At 40.5% G+C, this 20275-nt stretch carries 12 protein-coding genes; 7 read left to right on the top strand and 5 right to left on the bottom strand.

Going from position 1 to position 20275, the window contains the following annotated elements; all coding sequences use genetic code 11:
* Positions 1-43: 43 nt before the first annotated feature.
* The 5 genes from CGC64_RS07480 (at position 44) to CGC64_RS07460 (ending at position 9805) form a co-directional block, all read left to right on the top strand.
* Positions 44-2443, top strand: coding sequence for a M60 family metallopeptidase (locus CGC64_RS07480; RefSeq protein WP_005677334.1), 2400 nt, complete (start codon positions 44-46; stop codon positions 2441-2443).
* 405 nt (positions 2444-2848) lie between these two features.
* Positions 2849-4261: a Gfo/Idh/MocA family protein gene (locus tag CGC64_RS07475; RefSeq protein ID WP_005677333.1), complete on the top strand. Its 1413-nt coding sequence runs from the start codon at positions 2849-2851 to the stop codon at positions 4259-4261.
* 109 nt (positions 4262-4370) lie between these two features.
* Positions 4371-5261 carry a YitT family protein gene (locus CGC64_RS07470; protein ID WP_005677332.1) on the top strand — a complete coding sequence of 297 codons (891 nt, stop codon included), beginning with the start codon at positions 4371-4373 and terminating at the stop codon, positions 5259-5261.
* 30 nt (positions 5262-5291) lie between these two features.
* Positions 5292-8687: a glycoside hydrolase family 2 TIM barrel-domain containing protein gene (locus CGC64_RS07465; RefSeq protein ID WP_005677329.1), complete on the top strand. Its 3396-nt coding sequence runs from the start codon at positions 5292-5294 to the stop codon at positions 8685-8687.
* Positions 8688-8716: 29 nt separating this feature from the next.
* The gene (locus CGC64_RS07460) at positions 8717-9805 is read left to right on the top strand and encodes a phosphotransferase enzyme family protein (RefSeq protein WP_005677328.1); all 1089 of its coding nucleotides are present in this window, start codon (positions 8717-8719) and stop codon (positions 9803-9805) included.
* 25 nt (positions 9806-9830) lie between these two features.
* On the opposite strand, the gene CGC64_RS07455 is transcribed toward CGC64_RS07460, so the two are convergent.
* The 5 genes from CGC64_RS07455 to CGC64_RS07435 form a co-directional block, all read right to left on the bottom strand.
* Complete coding sequence (locus CGC64_RS07455; protein ID WP_005677327.1) at positions 9831-10481, bottom strand: DUF3256 family protein; 651 nt, start codon at positions 10479-10481, stop codon at positions 9831-9833.
* A gap of 46 nt (positions 10482-10527) precedes the next feature.
* Positions 10528-11430, bottom strand: a complete 903-nt coding sequence (locus CGC64_RS07450) for a DMT family transporter (protein ID WP_005677326.1) — start codon at positions 11428-11430, stop codon at positions 10528-10530.
* Between the two features lie 23 nt (positions 11431-11453).
* A complete protein-coding gene (truA, locus tag CGC64_RS07445) occupies positions 11454-12209 on the bottom strand; it encodes a tRNA pseudouridine(38-40) synthase TruA (protein WP_032855117.1) in 756 nt (251 codons plus the stop codon).
* A gap of 47 nt (positions 12210-12256) precedes the next feature.
* The gene (locus tag CGC64_RS07440) at positions 12257-16402 is read right to left on the bottom strand and encodes a response regulator (protein WP_005677324.1); all 4146 of its coding nucleotides are present in this window, start codon (positions 16400-16402) and stop codon (positions 12257-12259) included.
* 298 nt (positions 16403-16700) lie between these two features.
* Positions 16701-17333 carry a DUF5033 domain-containing protein gene (locus CGC64_RS07435; protein ID WP_005677323.1) on the bottom strand — a complete coding sequence of 211 codons (633 nt, stop codon included), beginning with the start codon at positions 17331-17333 and terminating at the stop codon, positions 16701-16703.
* 496 nt (positions 17334-17829) lie between these two features.
* On the opposite strand from CGC64_RS07435, the gene CGC64_RS07430 reads away from it, so the two are divergent.
* The gene (locus CGC64_RS07430; RefSeq protein ID WP_005677322.1) at positions 17830-18399 is read left to right on the top strand and encodes a DUF3575 domain-containing protein; all 570 of its coding nucleotides are present in this window, start codon (positions 17830-17832) and stop codon (positions 18397-18399) included.
* Positions 18400-18411: 12 nt separating this feature from the next.
* The gene (locus CGC64_RS07425) at positions 18412-19863 is read left to right on the top strand and encodes a DUF3868 domain-containing protein (RefSeq protein WP_005677320.1); all 1452 of its coding nucleotides are present in this window, start codon (positions 18412-18414) and stop codon (positions 19861-19863) included.
* Positions 19864-20275 lie beyond the last annotated feature (412 nt).

Here is a 20275-nt window from a genome sequence, read left to right as displayed (position 1 = left end):
CTTTATAACGCACAATCTATATCAATAACACAATCAGACTTATATGAAAACATTCCACAAGTTTACCCTCCTGTTTCTATTTCTCTCTATTTTCAATGCAACACTTTCTTGCAGTTCCAACGACAAAACACTGCCTCAGCCTATACCTGACATCGAGGAAGAAGAGGAAGAGACAAAAGATGTAGTACTTCCCGAAGATATTCAGATTATACCGTACGGAGGAAAAGCCAGCGAATACCAGCCCGGATCTGACATTGACAAATCATACGATGGCAAATTTACTCAAGGAATCAGCTTCGAGTCACATTATCACAGTTCATGGAGTAATACATCCTTCCCTGTCACTTTGGAATATTTCTTCAAAGGAGATACGGAAATCAATTACTTTATTTATTATACCCGATCAGGGAATGGTAATTTTGGTGAGGTTGAAGTTTACACCTCTACCGATTCCGATAGAAAAAGATATACGCTTCAAGGAACTTATGACTTCAAAATGAAAGATACTCCGAGCAGAATCGTATTCAAGAAAGGGATGAAAGCCACAGGCGTTAAGTTTGTTGTCAAAAGCGGACTTGGTAACTTTGTCAGTTGTGACGAAATGCACTTCTTTAAAAAGAATGAGGATAACACTTTGGCAACTAAGTTATTGACCGTATTCAAAGATATTACTTGTAGCGAACTGAAAGCTGATGTCACCAATGAAGAAATCAACAAATTGCCAAGCAAATATTTCGTCCACATAGCCGAAGCGTTAAAAAACAACGCTTATGATGAATGGGAGAAAGAATTTCGTATCCGCAAATACAACGCTTATAGTGATATCAACGAGTGGGCGGAAAAGTTAATGACCAAACATTACAGTAGCTTGGACAACCTGACCGGTATTGCTGTGGAAAAAAACGACGAAATTATCGTCCTTGTTGGCGATACCTATGGACGCGAAGTTTCAATACAATGTGTAGGAGAAGAAAGAACGAACTTTTGGGAACCGCAGGAATATGTACAGACCGCCGCTTCGGGAGACGTTTACTATCTGGAACCGGGTATTAACAAAATCAAAATACGTAATAGGGGCCAGTTATTCGTCATGTACAACTGTGACCTGACCAGCCATCCGAAACCTATAAAAATCCATATTCCATTAGGAAGCGGAACGGTCAGCGGTTTCTTTGACTTGAAAGAACACAAAACAAATGCCAAATATGCCGAATTGTTATCAAAAGCCACCGACAAGTATTTCGGAGTACGTGGTGATAAGATTATCTTTTATTTCCACCGGGATAAACTGCGTGAGTTTGTGAAAGATGAAATATTGTCCGCTATTAACCTATGGGACAACATCATCGGTTGGGAGCAGGAACTAATGGGTATTGAAGATGTGCGCCCTACTCAGGTTAATAACCACTTGTTTGCAATTTCACCTGAAGGTGCATATATGTGGGCTTCCGACTACCGTATTGCATTCGTATATACCTATCTGGAAAATATATTACTATACGACAAGGTGATGAGTGCCAAAGATAACGCCTGGGGACCCGCACATGAAATCGGACACATTCACCAACTGGCAATCGACTGGCCTAGTTCTACTGAGTCGTCCAATAATCTGTTCTCGAATTTCATACTGTATAAACTTGGAAAATATTGTTCACGCGGCACAGAGCTTAATCTTCCTAAAGCGGCCGATAACCGAACGACTAACTCCGAAGGAAATATTACAGGAATGACACTTTCGGAAGCCCATTGCGTACTCAACCGACCTTGGTGTAACTTTGGCAGCAATTATCAGGGAGAAAATACAGAACTGCATATGCGTATGAACTGGCAACTATGGAATTACTATCATCGTTGCGGACACAAAACGGATTTCTGGCAAAGACTGTTCAAACTCATGCGGGAGAACCGGACATCCTCCAATAATCCGGGAGTTAAACAACTTCTGTTTGCTCGAATGGCAAGTGAAGCCGCACAAGAAGATCTGACCGAGTTTTTTGAAATGTGGGGATTCTTTGTAACCGTAGATACACAGATCGATCAATATGGCAGCTATCAGTATACTGTAACGAAGGAAATGATTGAAAATGCAAAGAAAGCTATGGCTAAATATCCGAAAAAAGCCAAACCTTTCTATTATCTGGAAGACCGGAAGAAAGGAGATATAGGATTGGATACTACTCCACCGGATGTTGGTCATTATACCCAGTTTCAAAGGATAAGACCTATAACAAAGGATATAAAAGGAAATATCAACGGACGGGAAGTGAGCATTACAAACGGAGATGAAGCTGTAGCTTTCGAACTCAGGGAAAAAGACGCTAATGGAAAGTTACTCTATTTTTCTACCTTTATCAAATTCGAAGTTCCCTTGACGGTATCATTGACGTACGCCAAATTATACGCCGTACAAGCCGATGGAAAACGTATTCTACTGGAAGAATGACTTTGCTTCACATAGACATCCGATAAGAAGACAAAAAGTTAAGCAATACTAAAAAGTGGTTCCTATTCTAGGAGAATGTTCCCATAGTGTGTCTTATATTTGAGTTGGTTTGAAATAGTAATAGTAAACTTAAACATTAAGAAATGCTAAAAAAAACATTAGTTCATAGGGGAACACCCCTTACGAGGTGTATTTACTTCGTACACACGGAAATATGACCGTCACAACATAAACGCATTAAGACCATGACAAATCTGAAAGAAAAAGTAAGACCTGTTTTCTACCCAAATAAGGGTAAAAAAACAAAATTATCTGTTATAATTATATGGAATTGACTAATAAATTACTATTTTTGACCGCAAAATGAAAAACGACAAATAACCCCCTATTAAAAACATAAAAAATATGATGAAAAAGCTATTCACAGTCGCAGCTATTGGACTAACCTTGTTAACCTGCCATACAAGCTGCACACAACAACAGAAGGCTCAGGAAGCCTTCGCTCCTATCAAAGTAGAAACTCCTGCCCGCCCTGCCGGACAAGAAGACGTAATCCAACTTGTTGCTCCCAAAATTGATACCGTACGTGTCGGTTTTATCGGATTGGGAATGCGTGGTCCTGGTGCCGTATCGCGGTGGACACATATTCCGGGAACCAAGATTGTAGCCTTGTGCGACCTTTCTCCCGAACGTGTAGAGAAATCACAGGAAATCCTGAAGAATGCCGGAATGCCGGAAGCTACTTCTTACAGTGGTTCGGAAGACGCATGGAAGAAACTATGCGAACAGGAAGATATCGACCTTGTATATATAGCAACTGATTGGAAGCACCATGCAGAAATGGGCGTGTATGCAATGGAACATGGCAAACATGTAGCTATCGAAGTACCTGCTGCCATGACATTGGACGAAATCTGGCAGTTAATCAACACTTCAGAAAAGACCCGCAAGCACTGTATGCAGTTGGAAAACTGTGTATATGACTTCTTCGAGTTGACTTCTCTGAATATGGCACAGCAAGGTGTCTTTGGAGACGTACTACACGTAGAGGGTTCATACATTCACAATTTGGAAGACTTCTGGCCTTCATACTGGAATAACTGGCGTATGGATTACAATCAGAAACATCGTGGTGATGTATATGCAACTCACGGTATGGGTCCTGCTTGCCAAGTACTTAACATCCACCGTGGTGACCGTATGAAAACTTTAGTATCAATGGATACGAAAGCTGTCAATGGTCCGGCTTATATTAAAAAGCAAACAGGAGAAGAAGTGAAGGATTTCCAGAACGGTGACCAGACTTCAACTTTGATTCGCACAGAAAATGGTAAGACTATGTTAATCCAACATAATGTAATGACTCCGCGTCCTTACAGTCGTATGTATCAGATTGTAGGAGCAGACGGTTACGCAAGCAAATATCCGATTGAAGAATATTGCCTGAGACCTTCACAAGTTGATTCAAACGATGTTCCTAATCATGAAAACCTGAACGCACACGGTTCTGTACCTGCTGACGTTAAAAAAGCCCTAATGGATAAATACAAACATCCTATCCACAAAGAACTGGAAGAAACAGCTAAGAAGGTAGGCGGCCACGGTGGTATGGACTTTATCATGGATTATCGTCTGGCATACTGCTTACAGAATGGTTTACCTTTAGACATGGACGTTTACGACTTGGCAGAATGGTGCTGCATGGCTGAACTGACCCGCCTCTCTATTGAAAACAATTCAGCTCCGGTTGAAATTCCCGACTTTACTCGTGGAGGATGGAATAAAGTACAAGGCTACCACCACGCTTTCGTAAAATAAAAATAGTATTTTTGCAGACACGAACATAAATTAATCCGGCTTCTCCCCCAAAGCCGGATTATTCATTGGTTCGTGTTTCAACATTTTATAGATTATCATAATCACGTTTATGAAAACAGCTATTCCAAAGCCTTCTAAGCAAAGCATTATCCGTGAGGCTAGAGACTATGTAATGATTGCCATTGGCATGATTCTGTACGGCATCGGGTGGACGGTATTTTTACTACCCAACGATATCACTACCGGGGGAGTACCGGGTATTGCTTCCATTGTATATTGGGCGACCGGCTTTCCGGTGCAATATACGTATTTCACTATCAACTTCTTCCTGCTGCTGTTAGCTCTTAAATTACTGGGATTGAAGTTTTGTATCAAAACCATCTTCGGAGTGTTCACCCTGACTTTCTTTTTATCCGTTATCCAGAAACTGGCGGCTGGGATCAGTCTCCTTCACGACCAGCCTTTCATGGCGTGTGTCATCGGAGCGTCATTCTGTGGAGGTGGAATCGGGGTTGCCTTCTCAGCTAACGGAAGTACCGGAGGCACAGATATCATTGCAGCTATCATAAACAAGTACCGGGATATTACACTGGGAAGAGTTGTACTTATCTGCGACATGATCATTATATCTTCCAGTTATTTTGTCTTAAAAGACTGGGAAAAAGTAGTATATGGATTTGTAACTCTATATATTTGTAGCTTCGTGCTCGATCAGGTGGTGAACAGCGCACGTCAGTCCGTACAATTCTTTATCATCTCAAATAAATATGAAGAAATAGGACGACGTATCAACGAATATCCGCACCGAGGCGTTACAATCATCAATGCAACGGGCTTTTATACCGGACGCGAAGTGAAGATGATGTTTGTATTGGCTAAAAAACGGGAATCCCCCATTATCTTCCGGTTTATAAAAGATATAGACCCTAACGCATTTGTTTCACAAAGTGCTGTTATCGGAGTTTATGGAGAAGGGTTCGACCATATTAAAGTTAAATAAAAACGAAATGAAAAACCAATATTGAGAAACATGAAATTTCGACTACACCCCCTCTTATTAACTAACATTTTTCTGGGAATATTTTCCCTGGTAGTAACCAGTGCCGTAGCTGATAATGCAAAAAAGCCTTATTGGCAAGATGTGCAAGTAGTAGCTGTTAACAAAGAATATCCCCGTTCTTCGTTTATGACTTACGACAATCGTGAAGATGCCTTGAGCGGGAAATTTGAGCGTAGTAAGTTCTATCGGTTATTAAACGGAACATGGAAGTTCTATTTTGTAGATTCCTACAAAGATCTTCCTGACAACATTACTGATCCGAGCGTCAGTACAGACTCATGGTATGATATCCAAGTTCCCGGCAACTGGGAAGTACAAGGACATGGAGTAGCCATCTACACAAATCATGGTTATGAATTCAAAGCACGCAACCCACAGCCTCCGATATTGCCGGAAGCGACTCCGGTGGGTGTATATCGCCGTGATATAGACATCCCTGCCGATTGGGACGGACGGGACATTTATCTGCATTTGGCAGGAGCCAAATCCGGTGTATATGTATATATCAACGGTAAGGAAGTAGGATATAGCGAAGATTCAAAGAATCCTGCCGAGTTCTTAATCAACCCGTACGTGAAACCGGGCAAGAATGTACTTACACTGAAAATCTTCCGTTGGAGCACTGGCTCTTATCTGGAATGTCAGGACTTCTGGCGCATCAGTGGTATCGAACGTGATGTGTATATCTACTCACAACCCAAAGTAGCAATCAGAGATTTCCGTGTAACATCCACGCTGGACGATACTTATAAAAACGGTATTTTCAAACTGGCAATGGATATCCGCAACAATACCTCACAGCCCTCTAAAGATTATGTTATCGGATATAAGGTGTTAGATCCGAAAACCGATAAGGTAATCGCTGCTTTCGAAATGAATACCGCCATAGGTGCGAACCAAACCATTCCTCTCTTTGAAGAAGTGAAAATAGAAGTCCCCAATGTAAAAACATGGACATCCGAACATCCCAATCTCTACAAATTACTGATGTACATCAAAGACGGAGATAAGTTTACAGAAATAGTTCCCTTCAATGTCGGCTTCCGTCGTATTGAGATCAAACCAATTGAACAAAAGGCTGCTAACGGCAAACCGTATGTTTGCTTATTCATCAACGGACAACCGTTGAAACTCAAAGGTGTAAATATCCACGAGCACAATCCGGCAACAGGGCATTACGTTACAGAGGAATTGATGCGTCGTGATTTTGAGCTCATGAAGCAGCATAACTTAAACAGTGTGCGCCTCTGCCACTACCCGCAAGACCGCCGTTTCTACGAACTTTGCGACGAATACGGGCTCTATGTGTATGACGAAGCTAACATCGAAAGTCACGGTATGTATTACGACCTCCGCAAAGGCGGCTCATTGGGCAACAACCCCGAATGGTTGAAACCGCACATGGACCGTACTATAAATATGTTCGAACGTAACAAGAATTACCCGAGTGTCACTTTCTGGTCGTTAGGAAACGAAGCCGGAAACGGATACAACTTCTATCAAACATATTTGTGGGTGAAAGAAGCAGACAAAAATATCATGGCTCGTCCTGTTAACTATGAACGCGCACAATGGGAATGGAACTCCGATATGTATGTTCCGCAATATCCAGGTGCCAGTTGGTTGGAAAACACAGGCAAGAACGGCAGCGACCGTCCGGTAGCTCCTTCGGAATATGCACACGCAATGGGTAATTCCACCGGAAACCTTTGGGGACAATGGCAAGCTATTTACAAATATCCTAACCTTCAGGGAGGATATATTTGGGACTGGGTAGATCAAGGTCTGCTCCAGAAAGACAAAAATGGTAGAGAATACTGGGCTTATGGAGGTGACTTTGGTGTAAACGCCCCTAGTGACGGTAACTTCCTTTGCAATGGGCTTGTCAACCCGGACCGCGGACCACACCCGGCTATGGCTGAAGTAAAATATGTACATCAAAATGTCGGTTTTGAAGCAATTGACGCTGCTTCCGGCAAGTTCAGAATCACTAACCGTTTTTACTTTACCAATCTGAAAAAGTATCAGATCCATTATAGCGTACTCTCAAATAACAAAACAATAAAAAGCGGAAAAGTTTCTTTAGACATCGCTCCGCAAGCATCCAAAGAGTTTACTGTACCTGTAAACGGCTTAAAATCCCAACCGGGGACAGAATATTTTGTAAACTTCAGTGTGACAACAGTAGAACCGGAACCGCTAATACCAGCCGGCTACGAAATAGCATACGACCAATTCCAGCTTCCGATTCAGGTAGAGAAAAGAATTTATAAAGCTAATGGTCCTGCACTGACAACAGCAACGTCAGGTGATGAACTAACCGTATCTTCTTCAAAGGTAAACTTTGTATTTAATAAGAAAAGCGGATTAGTCACTTCATATAAAGTGGACGGAACTGAATATTTCAAAGACGGTTTTGGCATTCAGCCTAACTTCTGGCGTGCTCCTAATGATAATGACTATGGTAACGGTGCTCCTAAACGTTTGCAGGTATGGAAGCAATCAAGCAAAAACTTCCATGTGACAGATGTCAAGATGACTACTGAGAATAAAGTTGTCTCGCTAAAAGCCACTTATTTGTTAGCTGCCGGCAACTTGTATGTTGTCACTTACAGAATCTATCCGAGCGGTATCGTAAATGTTAGTGCCCAATTCACTTCTACGGATATGCAAGCAGCAGAAACAGAAGTTTCCGAAGCTACGCGTATGGCTACCTTTACTCCCGGAAGCGATGCTGCCCGCAAAGCAGCTTCCAAACTGGAAGTTCCCCGTATCGGTGTACGCTTCCGTTTGCCCGCCCAAATGAACAATGTACAATATTTCGGTCGCGGTCCGGAAGAAAACTATATTGACCGTAATCATGGTACCCTTGTTGGCGTATACAAGACAACGGCAGATAAGATGTACTTCAACTACGTTCGTCCGCAGGAAAACGGACACCATACCGATACCCGTTGGATTGCTCTATCTCCTGATAAAGGGAATGGCCTGGCTATTGTTGCCGACAGCCTTATCGGCTTCAACGCTTTACGCAACTCTATCGAAGATTTCGATTCGGAAGAAGCCCTTCCCCACCCCTATCAATGGAATAACTTCAGCCCCGAAGAGGTTGCCAACCATGACGAAAAGGCTGCGCGTAATGTATTGAGAAGAATGCATCACGTCAACGATATTACTCCGAGAGACTTTGTAGAAGTCTGTGTTGATATGAAACAACAAGGAGTAGGTGGATATGACAGCTGGGGAGCACGCCCGGAACCCTTCCATCAGATACCGGCTAACCGTGATTATAGTTGGGGCTTCACCCTAGTCCCTGTCCGTTCGGCCAGCCAGGCTAATGAAGTAGCCAAATATGATTATCAATAACCTTATTATAAATTTTAAAGAAAAGACCCATGAAAGATTTATCTAGCATTGTTGCTAAATTCAAAGTACAAGGCACAGTGGAAGAAATCAAGCCACTAGGTGCAGGACTTATCAACGACACTTACAAAGTAAACACCAAGGAAGCAGATGCTCCCGACTACGTTCTACAACGCATCAACCATGCCATTTTTCAGAATGTGGAAATGCTTCAATCCAATATTGCCGCTGTCACAAGCCATATCCGTAAGAAACTGACCGAAGCCGGAGAATCGGATATTGACCGTAAAGTTTTATCCTTTCTTTCTACTGAAGAAGGTAAGACTTATTGGTTCGACGGCGACAGCTATTGGCGTGTAATGGTTTTCATTCCTCGCGCCAAGACATACGAAACCGTCAATCCGGAATATTCTAATTATGCCGGACAGGCATTCGGTAACTTCCAGGCTATGCTGGCTGATATTCCTGAGACTTTAGGTGAAACAATTCCCGACTTCCATAATATGGAGTTCCGCCTGAAACAATTACGTGACGCCGTTGCAACCAACGCAGCCGGACGCGTAGCAGAAGTGCAGTATTATTTGGATGAAATAGAAAAACGGGCGGATGAAATGTGCAAGGCAGAACGTCTGTACCGCGAAGGCAAACTTCCTAAACGTGTATGCCACTGTGATACAAAAGTAAATAACATGATGTTCGATGAAGACGGAAAAGTGCTTTGTGTCATTGATCTGGATACGGTAATGCCTAGTTTCATATTCTCTGATTACGGAGATTTCCTACGCACGGGAGCCAACACCGGTGATGAAGACGACAAAGACCTTGATCGTGTAAACTTCAATATGGAAATATTCAAAGCATTCACCAAAGGATATCTGGAAGGTGCAAAATCATTCCTGACTCCTATTGAAATAGAGAATCTTCCCTATGCTGCAGCTTTATTCCCCTATATGCAATGTGTACGTTTCCTTGCCGATTATATCAATGGAGATACTTACTACAAGATTAAATATCCCGAACATAATCTGGTACGTACAAAAGCACAATTCAAATTGCTTCAAAGCGTAGAAGAACATACACCGGAAATGGTAGCATTCATCAATGAATGCTTAAAAAAGTGAGAATAGAAAATTGAGAATGGAGATTTTACTTAGTGAAAACTCCATTCTTCCAATGATAAACAATTGGGCGGCGGAGGAACGGTTTTAGTTTTTCCGCCGTTTCTTTTGCCATATAGTCAGGAGTGGTCAATGTAAGAGTCAGTTCCGAATTATCTTTGCTAAAATCAGCCTTCATCAGCAACATATCAGCAGAACGGCGAGCCTCATCAAAATCATAAATAGTTGTCGAATCAGGAGTACTCAAAAAGTCACTCATCACCGGTAGAGAGATAAACTGAGAATCTGCAAGTGGTTTCCAATCGGTCGTATAGAAACGCAGACTGCTATCACATGCCGGAGCACAAGCAGTAGAGACCAGACATACCACTTTCGTCGTATCGCTCAGTGCCAACACCTTCATCTGCCAAGATGTTTGCGGAGACATTTGCATACGGACATAATCCGTACCAAGCTCTGTCATTTCCGACTTTTTACCAAAACGGTTTTCAACTTGCGCTTTCATCTTGCTTTCCAAAAAGTCAATACAATCTTCACGATTTACTTTAGTAAGCAAAGGAGTTAATGAATCCGGGATATTCACAAACAAAGTTTTAGCTTCCTGCGCCTGAAGAGAAGCCAGCGAAAACAATCCTACAACAAAAAAGAATATAGCGGAAACGAGTCTATTTATTTTCATATCAATCTTATTTAACCTATAATAGTCAGATTATGAATCTGCCGTTTTAACTTTTAGACCCCAAATATAAGAATATCATTCCGATTAACACCAGTATAAGGTCAATCGCTTTGCTTTTTAAATTCTTTTCACGGAAGAAGAGTGCTCCAAAAGTGAAAGAAACAATTACACTTCCCCGGCGAATCATCGAAACAATGGAAATCATAGAATCATCATAACTCAATGCATAAAAGTAAACGAAATCGGCGGCCGAAAGAAATACGGAAATCAGGATAATTGTCCAGTCCCAACGAAACGGTGTGGTAGACTTCCGTTTAGGCCACCAAAGCAGAAGCAGAATAGGACACATGATAAAAACCTGATAGACATTGTACCATGACTGCACCAGCATTGGATTCAGAGATTTCATCAGATATTTATCATACAATCCGCTGATAGCTCCTGTTATTGCGGCCAGTACAATAAAAAATATCCACTTATTATGCTTAAAATCAATTCCTTCCTTCTTTCCCGAACGGCTTAACATGAAAAAAGAAGCAATAGCCAGCATCACCCCAATCCATTGGTAGAGATTCAGCCTTTCGCCAAATACCAACATCGCTCCGATAAGCACCATTACCGGACGAGTAGCATTGATAGGTCCCACGATAGTGATAGGAAGGTGTTTCATCCCAAAATACCCGAATATCCATGAGGATAACACGATGAATGACTTGATAATGATATATTTATGCTGTTCCCAACCAGCAACAGGAACATTAAATATTGTTCCTCCCAACAAATCCGGCTCATACACGGACAGCAAGATGAAAGGCAGAAAGACAAGACTGGAAAAGAAAGTATTCAAAAACAAAACGGGAAGCACTGCATTATCTTTCAGCGACTGTTTCTTGAATACATCATAAAAGCCCAGCAAAGTGGCTGAGAGAAAAGCTAATAATAACCACATAAAAGATTGTTATAAGTTATTAGTTATATAAACAAGGTTTCCGGATATTCCACATTGACCAAGAACAAGGCTTGTCCCGGAGCAGATGTCCCGGCCTTGCAACGATCCTGCTGCTCGATTATTCTTCGGAAATCTTCAACAGAAAGTTTTCCACGTCCCACTTCAATCAGTGTACCTACTATGGCACGCACCATATTTCGCAAGAAGCGGTCGGCACGAATGGTAAACACCCAAGTAGCTTCATCATCCGTCACTTTTGTCCATTCGGCATGAGTGATATGGCAGATGTTGGTTTTTACATCCGTATGCAGCTTGCTGAAACTTGTAAAGTCACTATATTCAAAAAGGGTACGTGCAGCCTCGTTCATCCGTTCATAATCCAGCGAACTATAAATCCGCCAACGATATTGCCGGTTGAAAGGATACTTCACTGCTGTCACATAATATTTGTAAGTCCTTGCTGTTGCATCAAAACGGGCATGAGCTTCCGGTTTTACACGGCAAACCCGATAAACAGAAATATCCGGAGGTAACAAACGATTCAATTTTTCAGCAACAGAAACTGTATCTAATAGTCCGTCATAATCGAAATGAGCCACCATTAAAGAAGCATGTACTCCGGCGTCTGTTCTACCCGCCCCCACTACCTCTATCTCGCAACGTAGAAAAGTGGATAACGCTTTCATCAGACATTCCTGCACACTAATCCCATTCGGTTGAATCTGCCAACCGTGATAGTTGGTTCCGTCATAAGCCAAATAAATGAAATACCTTTGCACTCTAATTCCTGTTTTTAGGGTTTTCGTGTGCAAAAGTACTCATTTTTTTATTCATAAGTAGAAGGAGTAGTACCAAAAGCGTCTACAAAATGTTTACGGAACGTCGGAATATCATTATATCCCACCATTTCAGCTACTTCCTGCACACCGTATTGTTTCGTTTTCAACAATACACCCGCACGACGCATACGTACTCCCCTGATAAGTTCTATAATCGTATAGTCCGTACTTTGCTTCACTTTTCGGTAAAGAGTCGGCTGACTCATATTTAATTCCGATGCAAGCTTCTTCACACTAAAGTCAGCTTCACAGATATTTTCCTCTACAATTTTAATTACGGAAGTGATAAATGGATCTTCTGCCTTTGCTTCTTCTTCTCCCGGCTGCTCTGTTTCATCTGCGTCAACGGCATCTGCTCCAGGTAACTTAAATAACTTTGCATACATTTGTTTCAACGTCTGACGGCCATTAATCAAATTACTGACTTTCGCTTTCAGAATACCGGGTGTGAAAGGTTTCAACACATAATCATCTGCTCCCAACTCCAAACCATGGATAATATCGTCATCCTCTACCTTCGCTGTCAGCATAATAAAAGGGATACTACAAGTTTCCGGGCATTCTTTTACTTCACGGCAACATTCAAATCCGTCTTTTATCGGCATCATGACATCACAAATTATCAAATCCGGCAACTCTTTCATAGCCATATCCACGCCTTCTTGACCGTTAGTAGCCATCAACAGATTATATTCATTCCCAAATAAAACTTTCAGATAAAGCCGAATATCTTTATGATCTTCCACAATTAATATTGTCTTTTTCTCTTCATTTGTCACAGATTGTGCCATTTCTTTAGGAGACAATACTCCCGGAAAAAGTATTGGACCCTGTCTCCCTATATTTTCGCTAATTTTCGAATCAGCTTTGAGTTGATCCAACACTTCCGGTTCTACTTCAGGCAGTTCTTCCGGATCAATAAACAATATATTCGGCTCACTTTCCAGGACGGCTCTATCTACCGGAAGATTCACCGTTACCTTTGTCCCCTTTCCTTCAACACTTTCCAATGAGATTGTTCCTTGATGCGCCTCTATCATCTGCCGCATAATAGAAAAGCCTAACTGTGCGGCAGATAAATCATTATCCAATGTCCCGTTCTCACTCATCAATTGCTCGGAAGTTCTCACCTTCTTCATTCCATTATCCTCTACTGTCAGACTGACATAATGCACATTATTCTCTATTATTTCACAAACAGAAAAATAAACTGTTCCTGCATAATGCGTATGAGTGAAAGCATTTGTCAACAGATTATGAATAATAAATTCTAGTTTCTTCTTATTTACATAGAATTCTAGTTCTTTCTTGACCCTTTTCTCGCAACGAAAATCAATCGGATATACTTTCAACAAATCACGGACTCCAAAAACACTACTGTCAATCATCTTTTCTACCGAATAGGGAGCTACTTCCAACTTCGTTTCCGGATTCCCCTGTCGGTATATAGCCAGTAGTTGATCACAAGCATCAACCATACGAAGCGAATTCCGGTATGCAACCTGCAAAGAAAGGTTCGATATTTGGGAATTGTCTTTCTGTAATTCTTTCAACGGAGCAATGATCAACGAAAGAGGAGTACGCAATTCCTGTACAAACAACATAAGCAAGCCGTTCCGCAAAGCTTCTATCTCCTTCTTTTGAGTCTGCTTCATCTTCTCCAGGCTCAAGTTCTCTTTCAATACCATCTCCCGGTCACGGTGCATCTGCTTACGCTGCTCTTTCTTCTTAAAATAAATGTAGAAAAAACAAGAAAATGCGACAAGTAACAAAACATAAGCTATATAAGCCCAAATAGTTTGAAACCATTTATCTTTCACAACCATAAGAATCTCATTCACATCCCCTTCCTTACCATCCGGAAATACAAGTTTCGCCTGCAAAGTATATTTTCCGGCAGACAGTCCATTGAACCATAAGCCTTCCGAAAGTGGCACCATTCTCCAATCCTTATCTAAGGGAAGTAATCGATAAGCTATCTTACGTTCAGCCATCCCATAACCTAAATCGGAAAAGAACAAATGGAAATCATTGTTATCAGAATTGAATACAAGCTTTTTCTGTTGTTCCGGAGAACCTGAAAGAATCAACTGTCCATTTCGTTTCTCCCCAGCCAAGATCGTTTCTCCACCCACTTCTATATCTGTCAGCATCAGCTGCCTTCTTTCACAATCCGCTTTCGTAGCAGAGGGATCAAAGAAAATCAATCCCCAAGAATTTGCCCAAAGCAACCGTCCATCATTCAAACGGCATACCGCACTACAATTACCTACCGAAAGATAATTATAGAAAGCATCCTGCCCATTTCTAATCGTCATCACTCCGACATTATTTCCGGCCCAAGTATTCCCGATACGATCATCTACCATACAGCCTACATGTCCATTGGTCAGTCCGTTTTGCAAAGTGTATATAGCTTCCAACTTATCCTTCTCCCTTCCATCAATACGGATAACAACATTCAAATAAGCTGCATAAATCTGATTATAGTTATTTACATAAATAGTTCGTACAGCCGCCTCTTCCAGTCCATTTTCTTTCTCAATATTTCCTTCTACTCTAATTTGTACTCCATCCGTTTCAAGTCTTTTCAAACCTCTATCCGTCCCAATCCACACATTGCCTTCTTTATCCTCTGCTATTGTAAATACATTCTTTATTTTTTCAGGCAATTTAATGCTCTTGCATTCGTGAGTTTCAAGTTCAACCTGCATCAACCCATTTGAAGTGCCTACCCACAAACGATTCCATGAGTCCAGGCAAAGACTATAAATAACAGTTTGTATCCTCTCACCTTTATTATTTTGCAGATGAAAGGACTCCACCTCATTTGTTAATGGATCAATGATAACAATCTCTCCCCAATTATTACCCAACCAGATATTCCCGTTCTTACCTTTATATATATGAAAGCGTCCGGAAAAGCCTGATGCTTTTTTCCAAGGTTCAAAATGTGTATCCAACGAAAACACAGGAGTAGTACTTTTCATAATCCCCCCATCGCTAACGGTCAACCATACATATCCTTTTGAATCTTCGACCATACCATCCACCCGAGAGCCAAAATCCTGCCGTACCCTACTGTACATACTATCACTAATATCAAATTTCACGACCCCACCGCCAAATGTACCTACCCAAAGAATTTGTTGTTTATCATCCCAAAACAGGCTGGTCATTTTATTTTCAATACTCGAATGGAATGCCTTCTCATTCTTCGTCAGCAAAGTCAACACAAACGGACTCTTACACAGATTGTCATTATCGAAACGCAACTTATACAATCCATTCCAAGTTGTCAAATAAAAAGTCCGGTTATCTTTCAAAACCAGATCCGTAACATAAGAATTAGAGAATTCAGACTGATCTTTTCCTTCCATGGAGATAACACGTTCCTCATTCGTTTTAAGGTCATAACATATAATGTCATCCCATAATCGGCAAATCCATAAATAACCATGCTTTAAAAACAATCTATTTACTACGCTGTATTCCTTAATCAAAGAAGTTTTTTTCGCCACTAAATCATAATGTACCACTTTCCTCTGATTAACAGAGAAATACAAATTTGTTTTTCCATCACTACAAAGATGAGCAACCTTTCCTCTTACCAAAGGCTCAGGATTCAAAAGACATAACACAAAATCATGTTTTCCTTCTGTCTTGCGAACAATGCGCGATTCAAATAAACCTTGTGAAGTAACCAAATACAAACTCCCGTCATTCCAGCAGAAATCCAGAATATCTTTCAGTTCCAGAGGCTTATCAAAACGTACCGGCAAAAACTTTTCAATATCCTTATCAAAACAAGTAATTCCACCTTGGAAAAGTAACGCATAATATAAACCGTCGGGACCTTCGCAAAGTTTTTTCACAGCTTGATGCAGAGGAGTGGAAAGAGAATCAATCCCCATAATGAGGGGATAGTCACGAAATCTAAATCCGTCATAACGTGAAATTCCTTTATCAGTAGAGAGCCATATAAAACCGTCACTTCCATAACAAACATTATAAATAGTATTGTCACTGACTCCGTTTTTGATTACTACCGGTTCCAGATTCCAATGAGTATCTATTGAATATGCAGGGAAAATACCTGACAACACCAGTAGTAAAAAGAAGAATTTCCTCATATCTTAATAGTATTTTGTTCATGTGTATTGGTCGATAAAGGTAGACAAAATAATTATCATCAAATCACATAACAAATATTTTTTAGAAATAATTCACAATAAAACAAAAGCCCTCCTATTCTTTTGAAATAGAAAGACTTTTGCCGTTTGTTTTGTTCATTACGCAATCGATCTCCAATTATTATATTGTTTGCTGCTTGGTTCCTCTTTTTTATTCAAAGGAGTGAATCATATCATACAGACACTCCTTAGTAATATATATTATACTAATACCTAAATGCAATAAATTCTTATGATATTATTTAGCAGCTTTCAGAGTAAAGCTATAAGTTCCTTGACCGGCAGCAAAGTTATAGCTACCTTTGAAATCTACCGGTACCTTTACTACACAGTTACCCTGGTCGCTTACGCGGAAATAAAGATAAGTAGTCGAATTGAAGATACTGTTACCGTCGGCAGTTGTTGATAAAGAAGCGCCATATCCCTGCCAACTGAATAAGTCAGTCGAAGAAGAGTAAGTAGTACCGATATAATATACCGCACCTTTATCTATATTAAAATTCAATGATACACATAATGCGAATTGCTCAACGAAAGCGCCACTTCTTGTACGAGCCTGATATTCGGCAAGCATTTTCACCGCTTTCTTATCAGTAGCATCACCATAAAATCCTTCTGTTGTTTCCGATTCACAGTTACGGACAGTATTACCATTCTGACGAAGCGCTTCCAGTACACTTGCCATTTCCTCTGCAGTAACAAAAGGAATTTCCTCAGCTTTCTGATCGTAAGCTGCCGACTCAATACCATATAAAGATTTCATGGATTCGAAGTTTGAAGTATTATCTTCAAAACTGTCACTTTCAGCATTAGAACATGCTACAAAAGTTAATGCCAATACACATGCGAAAAAGAATTTAATTGATTTCATATTAGTTCCTCCTAAATTTTACTTATTCATTTAATCTGCTTGCGAATCGTTATTTATCAGTTCGCGGTCTTTTTACACTTTTAATTGTTTATTTATTCATGTTCCTTAGGAGGGGAATCTTAAACTTAAGTTGTCTTATTTATCTTTCCTTGTTCGTTTGTACATTACAAACATAGGCATTTTATTCAATAAGGAAAACTTTCTGAAAAGAAAAATGAATGAATTACCACTCTTTAACGAACGAAATACAGCTTATTCAAGCGATTGACTAAGTTCTACAAGTATTAAAACACCACTCATATGCAAATCATTCATCACAAAGGATAAAAATCACCAATTAACAGCAACGAATAACCAACCACCCATGAATGAATTATTCACCACCCTACTTATCAATTTCCATTGAAGACAAAGGCAAGAAAGATGAATCTGCCAATCAACAGCTATCTGCATTATGCCTACTTTTGTAACATCAACAAACAAAACCCATCATGCGATGAAAAAGAAAAGAATCTTATTTTTATTCGTTACCCTGTTTGCTTCTACCTTATTATATAGTCAGGTAGTCGGAGTAAAAACCAATGTCGTAATGGACGCGCTTAAAATTATCAATCTTGGAGCCGAAGTCGGTTTAAGTAAGAAACTAACTCTGGACTTGTATGCCAACTACAACCCTTGGACATACAAAGATCAGAAGATGATGAAGATGCTTGCCTTCCAACCGGAACTTCGATATTGGTTCTGTGATAAATTCAACGGTCATTTCGTAGGTGCACACCTTCATGGAGGCGTTTATCAGGCAGCAGCCATTGATATGCCATGGGGCATCTGGCCCGAATTGAAAGACCACCGTTTCAAAGGACACTTTTACGGATTTGGCGTTTCCTACGGTTATCAATGGATTCTGGGCAAGCACTGGAATCTTGAAGGAAATATCGGTATAGGTTACGCGCGTGTCAAGTATGAGCAGTTCGAATGCAAGACGTGCGGTGAAAAAGTCAAGGAAGGACATAAGAACTATGTAGGTCCTACAAAAGCCGCCGTCAGTTTAATCTATTTATTTTAAAACAAAACAAATATGAAAAAGATATTATGCATATTCTTCTGCCTGCTGCCTATATTAGGCGGGAAAGCACAGACTCTCTATAAAGATCAAGTGCGTATAGAGAAAGAATCTATCACACGCAGTGAAGATAACAATGTATTAACTATCAATCTGGACATTGTCTTGAAAGAAAACCTGAAACTGGAATCCAACAATGTAGCCACATTGACTCCATTTCTTGAGGCAAACGGAAAGACCAAGGTGTTGTCTTCTATTGTAGTGTATGGACGCAAACGCGACATTGTCAACCAACGAAACCACAAGACTCCCGAGAACACTTATACCATTATACGTCGCAAACAACATCAGGAACAAAAAATAAACTATCTGGTACAAATGCCATTCGAAGCATGGATGCGCAATGCAAACATGAAACTGAATATAGACCTATGTGGTTGTTGTGACATCCTGGAGGAGAACAGCGGTGAATTAATCACCCAGTTGAACATTTTACCACTGAAAGTAAAACCTTCCATAGCCTATATCACTCCAAAAGCCGAAGACATAAAATATCGTGCAGTAGAAGGAAGCGCATTTCTGGATTTCCCAGTCAACAAAATCATCATCTATCCGGAGTATCGTCGTAACACAAGTGAGTTGGCAAAAATACGTGCAACAATCGATACCGTGCGCAACGACAAATATACAACTCTTACCGGTATAAAGATTCACGGTTACGCTTCACCCGAAGGCAGCTACGCCAACAATACCCGTTTGGCAAAGAATCGTACCCAGGCTCTTGTAGATTATGTGACCAGTTATTACAATTTCGATAAGAAGCTCATCACTTCGGAATATACCCCGGAGGACTGGAAAGGTTTCCGCAAATTTGTTTCCGCTTCATCAATAGAGAAAAAGGAGGAAGTTCTTCGCTTGATAGATGATGAAAGCATAAACATTGATAAGAAGGAACGCGATATCGCTAATCTGGTTGGACCTCAGACATACCAATATATATTGGCAGAATGTTATCCTGCACTCCGTCATTCAGATTATACGGTCAATTATACAGTACGCGGTCTCAGTCTTGAAGAGTCTAAAGAGATAATTAATAAACGCCCGCAATTATTGAGTTTACAGGAAATCTACCGGATTGCAGAAAGTTGTGAACCGGGAAGCGAAGAATTCAACCATTCTTTCCAAGTAGCCGCTACAATGTTTCCGGATGATCCAATCGCCAACCTCAATGCCGGAGCAATGGAAATACAAAAAGGTGGTGATATGACAACCGCTAAGAGATATCTGGCTAAAGCTAATCCAAAAGCCGCAGAGACACAGAACAATCTAGGAATTATCGCTATGATAGAAGGAGACTTAGACACAGCCGAAAAATATTTCAATGCAGCTAAAGCTGCCGGTCTCATAAAGCAAGCAGACGCCAACTTGAAAGAATTAAAAAAGAAACAAAATTACCCCTTAGAATAAACAAGAACAATAACACAAACAGTATTTGTTCCCCCTATGATTTATAATTAAAATTTTAACCCCAAATCAAGAAACGCACCACCTGAGAAGGCAGTGCGTTTTTTCTTATCTATCAAGTAACGCTCACATTATTTTCCTGGGGATTTAATATATTATTTCAGTTTGCCAATTTGAGGGATTTATTTCAAAGTAGCCTTATCCGAAATATTAGTCTCCGCTACTACAGATTCGAACTTATCCAGCACGGTTACAAACTCGCTATTTAATTAATACATAGCAAAATACGCTTCATTAAATTCTCAAACAATTCTCACCGTTGTGAGAAAAAAATACTCATCACTATGAGAAAATATTCTCACCTTGATAAGAATTAATTCTCACTAAAGTGAGAAAGTATTCTTGTAACGATGAG

Source organism: Bacteroides caccae (genome assembly GCF_002222615.2).
GTDB lineage: Bacteria > Bacteroidota > Bacteroidia > Bacteroidales > Bacteroidaceae > Bacteroides > Bacteroides caccae.
The sequence above is the reverse complement of the archived record's forward strand: the minus strand, read 5'-3'. Positions and strand labels throughout refer to the sequence as shown.